Below are 9,301 nucleotides of genomic sequence, written 5' to 3'. Positions count from 1 at the left end.
GGTTATATTTGTTTGTTTAATCATCTCTTTAATTGTTCAGACCCCTCATCCCCCTAACTTAGGGGGCGAAAGCGGAAACTGGGGGCAAAGGTAAGTAATAAATCTTAACTATGCAAGAGACGGATGAAAATAATTCTTCAATGATTGATTTATCAAACTCTTTATAGCCCGGAAAAGGGGGAGCTATTAACGGTTTGAGGCCGTTAATAGCTGCGCGCAATAATGACGCGATATTTAGACGGTTTACCGCTGACCATATCAATGCCTGGCGTCTGATCGACATTGAAAGGCACGCAACGGATCGTGGCTTGTGTGTCTTCTTTGATCTTGGCTTCGGTCTCTTCGCTACCATCCCAAGGACAAAGGAAGAAGCCGCCATCCTTGATCCGTGCCTTGAATTCATCGTAGTTGTCGCACGTATAGATGTGATCATCTCGGAATTTGAGTGCTTTTTGGAAGATATTTTGCTGCATTTCGTCGAGTAAGTCTTTCACATATTCAACGATTCCTGTGATCGATCTCGTTTCTTTTTCGAGTGTATCGCGACGCATGAGTTCTACGGTTTCGTTTTCAAGATCACGTGCGCCCATAACCAAACGCACGGGAACACCTTTCAATTCATAATCGGCGAATTTGAATCCGGGACGTTTGTTGTCGGCGTCGTCATACTTGACAGAGATGCCGAGTGCACGAAGTTGCTCCATGATCGGCATTATTTTTTCGGTGATGGCCTGTAATTGTTCCGGACCTTTACTAATAGGGATGATGACAACTTGGATCGGAGCGAGCCTCGGAGGCAGCACAAGACCATTGTCGTCGCTGTGGGTCATAATGAGCGCACCGATCAATCGGGTGCTGACTCCCCATGAAGTGGCCCACACATATTCGGGTTTGTTTTCCTTGTTGAGGTAAGTGACATCAAAAGACTTAGCAAAATTCTGTCCCAAGAAGTGCGACGTACCACTCTGCAAAGCCTTTCCATCCTGCATCATCGCTTCGATTGTGTATGTATCCAAGGCTCCGGCAAATCGCTCGGTTTCGCTTTTGACACCTCGAACAACGGGTACCGCCATCCACTGTTCTGCAAAATCGGCATAGACATGCAGCATTTTCTGAGCCTCTTCTTCGGCTTCTTCGCGTGTGGCGTGTGCTGTGTGACCTTCTTGCCAGAGGAATTCCGAAGTGCGAAGGAAAGGTCTTGTGCGCATTTCCCATCGCATTACGTTACACCATTGGTTGCACATCAGCGGTAGGTCACGCCAAGAGTGAATCCAATTCTTATATGTGTTCCAAATGATTGTCTCCGAAGTGGGACGAATAATGAGTTCTTCTTCAAGACGTGCAGCTGGATCTACCTCCACGCTGTTGCCGTCTTCACTGGCTTTCAACCGATAATGGGTCACCACGGCACACTCTTTGGCAAAACCTTTGACATGTTCGGCCTCACGAGAAAGAAATGATTTGGGAATTAACAAGGGGAAATATGCGTTCTGGGCACCGGTCTCTTTAAACATCTTATCAAGTTGGTGCTGCATCTTTTCCCATATTGCGTAACCGTAAGGTTTGATTACCATGCAACCGCGAACGGCTGATTGCTCTGCCAGTTCGGCTTTTACCACCAAGTCGTTATACCATTGACTGTAATTGTCTGAGCGCTTGGTCAACTCTTTTAGTTCTTTTGCCATAAGTGGATTAACTGTAATTTCGCGGCAAAATTACGGAAAATCACTGTAAAACGTGCATAAAGTCAGAAGATTTGAGCAAATAATCCCCGCACGTCTTTGCGATAATTTATTTTATTTCAAAGCGTTGATCCACTGCTCTATATCGATTAACACTTCGGGCGAAAAGGTTTCTTCGATATGCGAATATTCATCAGGGAAACCTGTCTGACAGTGTTGGAAAAGGTGGTTGAGACCCGGATACACCTTAATAAAATTTTGCTTGTTCGGCGGAAGCAGGCGCTTGATGGTAGAAAGATTGGTTGCTGCAATCACTTGTACATCTTTTTCGCCATTTAAAATCATTGCAGGACATCTCACTTTTTTGATGTATGGCTGTGGGTTAAAGTCTAAAAGGGATTGGAGCCGCAGATTAGTAGGAGCGGATTTCAGCTTTTCGCGCAGGCTACGAACGGTCATCCTGACGGATGAACCGGCACGAGCGAGCAATCGATTGTTCTGTTCTGTGCTGATGCTGTCGCCTTGAACGCCGGGCGAAGCCAATGCAATGGCGAAGTCGACTTTGCCTTCCGAGGCCAGCATTAGCGCAATAGCAGCCCCTTCGCTATGGCCGATGATGCCCACTTTGCTAAATAGTTTCAAGTTTTTCAGATACTGGACACCGGCTGCGGCATCCTTAGCGAAATCGTAAATCGTGGCATTTTTCCCGTCACCTGTCGACTTTCCGAATCCACGATCGTCGTATCTCAATGTGGCAACACCGTGCTCGGCCAATGCATTTGCTATCACGGCAAAGGGCCGATGACTGAAAATCATTTCGTCTCTGTCCTGCAATCCACTACCGGTAACCATCAGTGCCACCGGCACTCGACGTGACGCTTTCCATCCAATGGGATAAGATAAAGTGCCCGAGAGCACTGCTGTACCCTCGGGATTGGTAAAACTAACTTCCTCCGTGCGGTAAGACAACTTGGGACGCGGTGTCTGTGGCCGCTTGGGTTCGTATGATCCGGGGCACAAGTCGAGTGGAAACGTGTAACCATTCTGTGTAAACCGGCCATGGATAACACCATCCCGCAATTTGCCCGTGTACGAAGCCCCGATTATCGGAATACTAATGCTCAGCGAGTCGGCCGAAACAAGATCGGCAACGGCCTCGATTCCCATAGCACCTTGATCCGGACTATCTAATGTGCAGACGTCAGTGCCACTCTCATTGGTGCTGAGATTAAAATTAACGTGCAATTGCTGAGGACCCACAGAGAGTTCGCCCGACCATGTTCCGGTGATTTTCTGCCCCATTGTCAACAATGGACAAGCAAACAACAGTAATGCAATGATATGTTTTTTCATCTTGTTTGGGTGATTATTTAGACGCTGTTCTGTCTGTCGTTTTTTGCCTCTTGGGAAGTCGACCACTTTTGCGCAACGCCTCAGAAATGATCCATTGCAGTTGTCCATTGATGGAACGAAACTCATCTGCGGCCCATTTCTCGATTGCATTCATCGTCTCGGCATCGACACGAAGCACAAAACTCTTGACACTATTTTCTTTTTTAGCCATACAAAGTCGATTCTCTTCATATTCCGGAGAGAAAGGAGAGTGGTCTATTTGCTACTTTACATATTCAATGTACCCGTATTTACCACTGGCTGAGCAGTGTTGTCGCCACACAAAACCACCATGAGGTTGCTCACCATAGCGGCTTTTTTCTCTTCGTCAAGCTCCACAATGTTGTCTTCTGCCAGCTTTTCAAGTGCCATTTTCACCATCGTAACGGCTCCCTCTACAATCTTTTCCCGAGCCGAAATGATAGCACTGGCTTGTTGACGACGCAACATCACGGCTGCAATTTCAGGTGCATAAGCCAAGTAATTGATGCGTGCTTCCACGATTTCAATGCCTGCCATGGCCAGTCGTTCATCGAGTTTCTCTTCCAATTGACGGTTGATCTCCTCGCCACTGTCCCGTAATGTGGGTTCATTGGTATCTACTTCTGCATTGTCATAGGCATATTGCCCTGCCACTTGGCGCAAAGCGGCATCGCTCTGCACTTGTACAAAACGTTCGAATGCCCGCATAATGCTCGTTACATCAGTGCCGAGCGTACTGTTTCCGGCCGTTCGAGCCATAGTCTGCGAGTCTATTTCGAAGATAGCTTTATACGTATCGCGCAGTTTCCACACCAAAACCATCCCGATCATCACGGGATTTCCCACTTTGTCATTTACCTTGATAGGTTCTGCATCCAGGTTACGTGCCCGAAGAGAGAGATGTTTTGTATTGATGAAAGGATTCACCCAGTGAAAGCCCACGAGCGTAAACGTGCCGCGGTATTTCCCAAAAAACATCATCACGCGTGCTTCGTTGGGTTCCAATCTGATAAAACCGCGGAAGATCAACACGCCTGCCACGATCTCGAAAATGCCTGTGATAGGGACAATCATGCCCATGTCGTTGTGCATTCCGATGCCGCTACCAACAGAAAAGGCACCTATGATTACAAGCAAAATGCCCGCAAAGAGCATCAAGAATCCATTCATGACCAAACCTTTAAAGGCAAATTCTTTTGTTTCCATCACTTTATTTGTTTCTAATTAAATTGATTTGACATCATTTTGATATTGCAAATATCATCATTTCATTTAATTTTGTCAAGTGTTTTCTTGTAAATTAAACTTTATTTAACGCATGATCGAAGACTAAATTTGTTTCACCTGGAGGATGATAATGCAAAAACGGCTCTTTGACCGATGCTTAATCGCGCTGCAAATAAGCATCAATTGTCGTGCGTTTAAGCGTTGGTTACACTGCAATTAACCGTTAGTTGCAAATGGATTTATAGCTTATTGAAAATCAATGAAATAAAAAACGATCTATTGATGCGGCTCTCTCAGATTGGATCCGATGGTTCGTGACAAGTGGATTGATGGCATTGAAGGCTTTATTTGATAGTGAATGAAGCAACATTTCTTTAAAAAATATCGGAAAGAATTTGGTCGAACAAAATATTATCACTACCTTTGCAACCGCTTAGTAAGAGCTAAACGAGTTTGGTGCGTTAGTTCAGTTGGTTAGAATGCCTGCCTGTCACGCAGGAGGTCACGAGTTCGAATCTCGTACGCACCGCCAATTCGTTTCTTGATAAGCACCAATTGGTGCGTTAGTTCAGTTGGTTAGAATGCCTGCCTGTCACGCAGGAGGTCACGAGTTCGAATCTCGTACGCACCGCTTTAAATACTCTGAAAATAGCATCAGAGATTTCTAAAGAAAATCGTAAGTATCATAACTTCAAGGAGTTATGATACTTTTGTTTTGTATCACTTCTTCTTTTCGGAGTATGTGTAGATACACAAAAATATCCCAAAATACTCCACAACGGCTACAATTCAGCTACAGAATTTTTTGAATTTCAAAAATTGTAGCCAAGAGTGGCTACAGAGTACATCAAGAGTACGTAAGAATTGCTCATCATTTGGAAATTATGTTGAACTTTGCAGCATAGTAGTGGATACAAATGGCTACACTGTTTTTTGGTTTTGGCTACACAAAATCCATACTATGGCTACAATTAAAAACAAGTATTTATGAAGTCAATTTTTAAGTCAACCTTCTATCTTAGAAGTAATTACGTGAACAAAGAAGGGAAGAATCCTGTGATGTTGAGAATCTATCTCAACAATGAGCGTCTCTCGATCGGCTCAACGGGAATCTCTGTTTTGAAGTCTCTTTGGGATATTGACAAAGAACGTCTCAAAGGTCGAACAACTGAAGTCCTGAGGACGAATTTGCAACTCGATAATATCAGTAATGGGTTGCTTAATATCTTCCGCCGTTTGGAGTTTTCAGATGATTTGTGTTTGGAACGAATCAAAGAAGAGTTTTTAGGAAAGAAAGGAGACATAGATACATTTATGGCTCTTTTCGAGAAGCATAATGAAGACTTCCGAAAGCAAGTAGGAGTTTCTGTATCTGCTACTACTTTGCGAAAGTATGAATTATGCAAGCGCCACTTTGCAGAGTTCTTGAAGCAGAAATATAGTCGGACAGATATAAAGTTGTGTGAATTAACTTATACTGTCATCTATGATTTTGACCTTTATCTGCAAACAGCTGCCGGGCAATGTCGTAACACAGCAACAAAGACAATGAAGATTTTTAAGACAATAACCATTTTAGGTCGGAAATTGGGTGTGCTGCACCATGATCCGTTTGCTAATTACCATTTTCACTTGGAGCTTGTCGACAGAGGATTTCTCACTGATGAAGAAATTCTCAAAATTGTGAATAAAAAACTTACGATACCTCGTTTATCCCTTGTCCGTGATATATTCATATTCTCATGTTTCACAGGCTTGTCATACATAGATGTTGCCAATCTCACACCGGAACATTTAGTTAATATGGATGACAAACAGTGGATTATGACGAAGAGACAGAAAACAAATGTAGAATCTAATATTCTGCTTCTTGATATTCCAAAGCAGATTATAGCTAAATATAGCAATAAGACTTATCGTGATAGTAAACTGTTTCCTGTATTAAGTAATCAAAAAATGAATGCTTATCTAAAGGAAATAGCTGACATTTGCGGTATTGGCAAAAATCTTACTTTCCACATGGCTCGCCATACATTTGCTACAATGTCACTGAGCAAAGGCGTTCCAATGGAAAGTGTGTCAAAGATGCTGGGGCACACCAACCTAAAAACCACCCAAATCTACGCGCGTATCACGAACAAGAAGATAGAGCATGATATGGAAGAACTGGCCGGCAAGCTTGACAAGTTCAATACGGCAATGGGTATGTAATATGATAATGTAATAACTCTAAAATAGAAAGAAGATTATGGAAACAAAGAAAGAAATGTCTTACTTCCGATTGAAGTTAGAGACTTATCTTGGTGAGCATTTCCCCGAAATGCTGAGTGACAAACCATTCATAACGGCAAGAGCTGATGAAGCCCTTACTGCTACTGTGATGCAATGGCACAAGGATTCTCTCACCCGGAGGCAGAGGTAATGGCAAGCGAAGTTCTGTATCAAGGACTACATTTCTCCAAGTACGACACCCTTGTTTCAGTTTTAGAGAATGAGTTTGAGAAAGAACTCCCTTCTCCTCTTCCCGAAAGACTAACACCAATGCTTCTGAAGAATAAGACCGTACAAAGCGTTTTCAACAAGTATGAACTGACGGACGACTTTGGCGCAAGTCCGGAGTATGAGAAACTCTACACCGAACTGACAGGAACAATCGTTCTGCTCATTGAGGTTAATGGTCTGCCAACAGTCGATAGTGAGAACATGATCTGATGTAACACCATCGGAAGCTTTTGTAGTGTCAAGAGCCAAGATAAACGCTCCGCTCCACACGCCAAGAGTTTGTACTAACACTTGTCTTTGTGTAGCCTGCGCATCTTGTTATTGCTCTTGAACTATTAAAAGCTCCGATATGAATACATTTATCATGAATCAAGACGTTCACACACCTGCCTTCATCAAGGCAGACGCATCGAACAAAACCGATAATATCAAGCAGCAGCCGACTTCTCCCAAGCAAGTCCGCCGCTTCGGTTGGACACGCTTCATCGAACTCACTATCCTGCTTTCCGTCGTTATCGGTGTCATTTGGCTTATCTCGAAGATTGTAACGCCGCAAGTCGTAACTGCCGTCTCTGTCATTGCAGGTTTTCTGATACTGCGCTTTATAGTCAGGGTAATTCTAAAAGTGACAATTACGCTGCTGAGCATTCTCTTCTGGTTGGCAATTCTCTGTGCCATCCTGCTATGCGTGCTTTGAGAAGCATAGTTCTGTAAAACCTTTCATTTTATTTCATCAGGTGGTTATCTCGCTTTTTGAGATAGCCACCTTTTCTATTTTCCACTACGGCTGTTGCACTTTTGCTTCTTTTCCAATGCTCCACGATATGCGATGACAAGGAGACGGATGCTGTTCCCTTTTTATCCGCAAAGGTAGTACGGGGCTTGTGGCTTTCAAAAGGTCTGTGCCGCTTGGTTTGTCTGGAAAATCTCCACACCTACGGGTTGTATTTTCCGCCAAAACCTTGTGCAAGCCCGCCCCGCTACCTCTTTTTTGCTACAAAAAGGAATCAGCATACTCCGATCTTTGGACGCATAAAAAAAATGTCGCTATGGATAAGCAAAAAGGAACTCGAAGAGGGCGACCGAAGGGAAAGCCAAATACAACATCTTCGATGAACAGCAAAGGATATAGCTCCTCCTCTCATTACCGCATTAACCCTACGGTTGAAAAGAGTGAGCAAGTGTTGGCAATTAAGTTTGTACAATGGGACGTTCCCCCTTTGGAGAGTCTTTGTAATAGTAAAGTATATCTCCTACGTGCAAAACTCAATCGTGGCGAGTGTATGAGCGTGAGGAAAAGAATTGGCTATGCGAAGCGGTGAACTCTAATACCTATTTCCGCACAGCCGTTCCACTGCAAGGCTATCGCTTTGACTTCTTTGATGTACTGAAGAAATACCTTGTCAATCAGTACGGACAATGGACAGAGTATTACGCACCCGACAGAACAAGCCTAAGAGCCTACCTATATGGACGCATCAATCAAATAGTAGAAATTCCTAAATATTAAAGAACTATGAAAGGAACAGAACATTTTACACGGACGATTACAGAGTATCTCAACCAGCGTGCAGCGACAGACCCCTTGTTTGCCCCCAACTTGATGAAGCCTAACAAGAACATAGAAGATTGTGTAACCTACATCTTAAACGAGGTGAAGAAAAGCGGTTGCAAAGGTTTCGACGACGATGAAATCTATTCTATGGCAGTGCATTTTTTCGATGAGGATAATATCGACATCGGCAAACCCCTTGATTGCCATGTGGCGGTAAACCATGTGGTACAGCTCACGGACGAGGAAAAGGCAGAAGCACGCAGACAAGCCATCGAGCAGTACCAACGCGAACAGCTTGCCAAGATGCGTAGCCACAGCGAGCGTACCAAGAAAGCGGAAAACAAGGTTGTGCAACCCTCCTTATTCGATTAAGCCTATGAAACCGAGAAACAAATTTGAAAAGGCGGTTTTGGGGCAAAGCAAGCATCTTCGCCCGATAACCAAGACACAAAGCAAGTGGGCTTTCCGTGAGTGCATAGACCACTTTGCCTACCGCTTGCCAAAAGGTCGTACTACTTGTATGGATTGTGGGCATAGTTGGGTAATGGACAAACAGAGAGAAACTTGCACTTGCACGGTTTGCAGGGCAAAGTTGCAGGTCAAGGAGACTTTCCAAAGGAAATTGCAGCAGAAGCGGTATTTTACCACGCTTACCGCTTGTGAGGGGTATCAAGTTTTGCGTATGTTCCTCCTCGTGGCTGAAATGGAGAAAGGCTGCAAGGCTGAACACTATGTGCTTGAAATCGGGCAATATTGGTGGAACGCACAAGGGCGGAAAGCATTGGTTGCCATACAACGTATATTGGGACATTACGTTGATACATTTTCCTTTTGTGCTCCTATGGCAATACGCAACGACAACGAAGCCTACCAATATGCAGCCTATTCTCAGACATATCCGAAGTTCAAGGTTACGGACACACTCCGCAGGAATGGTTTCAAGGATGATTTTCACGATATG

Annotated in this window: 7 protein-coding genes, 2 tRNA genes and 3 pseudogenes; 8 read left to right on the top strand and 4 right to left on the bottom strand. The window is 44.0% G+C overall.

The genetic code is table 11. The features are described 5' to 3' along the window. Positions 1 to 203: 203 nt before the first annotated feature. The 4 genes from proS to JCM12259_RS11765 all read right to left on the bottom strand — a co-directional run bounded on the left by proS (position 204) and on the right by JCM12259_RS11765 (position 4,262). Entirely contained in the window at positions 204 to 1,685 is a 1,482-nt protein-coding gene (gene proS, locus JCM12259_RS11780; RefSeq protein WP_025066599.1) for a proline--tRNA ligase, read from the bottom strand. Between the two features lie 111 nt (positions 1,686 to 1,796). Continuing rightward, entirely contained in the window at positions 1,797 to 3,035 is a 1,239-nt protein-coding gene (locus JCM12259_RS11775) for an alpha/beta hydrolase family protein (protein WP_025066598.1), read from the bottom strand. Between the two features lie 13 nt (positions 3,036 to 3,048). Beyond that, positions 3,049 to 3,246 (bottom strand): type II toxin-antitoxin system antitoxin, encoded by a 198-nt coding sequence (locus JCM12259_RS11770; RefSeq protein ID WP_025066597.1) that lies wholly within the window; start codon positions 3,244 to 3,246, stop codon positions 3,049 to 3,051. 56 nt (positions 3,247 to 3,302) lie between these two features. Beyond that, positions 3,303 to 4,262, bottom strand: a complete 960-nt coding sequence (locus JCM12259_RS11765; protein ID WP_025066596.1) for an SPFH domain-containing protein — start codon at positions 4,260 to 4,262, stop codon at positions 3,303 to 3,305. Between the two features lie 476 nt (positions 4,263 to 4,738). On the opposite strand from JCM12259_RS11765, the gene JCM12259_RS11760 reads away from it, so the two are divergent. From JCM12259_RS11760 to JCM12259_RS15395, 8 genes and pseudogenes are all read left to right on the top strand, one after another. Further along, positions 4,739 to 4,815, top strand: a tRNA-Asp gene (locus JCM12259_RS11760). Between the two features lie 25 nt (positions 4,816 to 4,840). Further along, positions 4,841 to 4,914, top strand: a tRNA-Asp gene (locus JCM12259_RS11755). A 356-nt stretch (positions 4,915 to 5,270) separates the two neighbouring features. Next, the gene (locus tag JCM12259_RS11750; protein ID WP_004343236.1) at positions 5,271 to 6,494 is read left to right on the top strand and encodes a site-specific integrase; all 1,224 of its coding nucleotides are present in this window, start codon (positions 5,271 to 5,273) and stop codon (positions 6,492 to 6,494) included. Positions 6,495 to 6,531: 37 nt separating this feature from the next. Next, positions 6,532 to 6,995: pseudogene (locus JCM12259_RS15400) on the top strand (DUF1896 domain-containing protein). A 139-nt stretch (positions 6,996 to 7,134) separates the two neighbouring features. Beyond that, the gene (locus JCM12259_RS11740; protein WP_025066595.1) at positions 7,135 to 7,482 is read left to right on the top strand and encodes a hypothetical protein; all 348 of its coding nucleotides are present in this window, start codon (positions 7,135 to 7,137) and stop codon (positions 7,480 to 7,482) included. Between the two features lie 352 nt (positions 7,483 to 7,834). Continuing rightward, positions 7,835 to 8,295, top strand: a pseudogene (locus tag JCM12259_RS16325) (hypothetical protein). Between the two features lie 6 nt (positions 8,296 to 8,301). After that, positions 8,302 to 8,712 carry a PcfK-like family protein gene (locus JCM12259_RS11735; RefSeq protein ID WP_025066594.1) on the top strand — a complete coding sequence of 137 codons (411 nt, stop codon included), beginning with the start codon at positions 8,302 to 8,304 and terminating at the stop codon, positions 8,710 to 8,712. A 4-nt stretch (positions 8,713 to 8,716) separates the two neighbouring features. Continuing rightward, positions 8,717 to 9,301: pseudogene (locus tag JCM12259_RS15395) on the top strand (PcfJ domain-containing protein); the annotation flags it as partial.

Source organism: Hoylesella enoeca JCM 12259, from assembly GCF_000613405.1.
GTDB lineage: Bacteria > Bacteroidota > Bacteroidia > Bacteroidales > Bacteroidaceae > Prevotella > Prevotella enoeca.
Note: the sequence above shows the minus strand (reverse complement) of the source record. Positions and strands in the feature narration are given on the sequence as shown.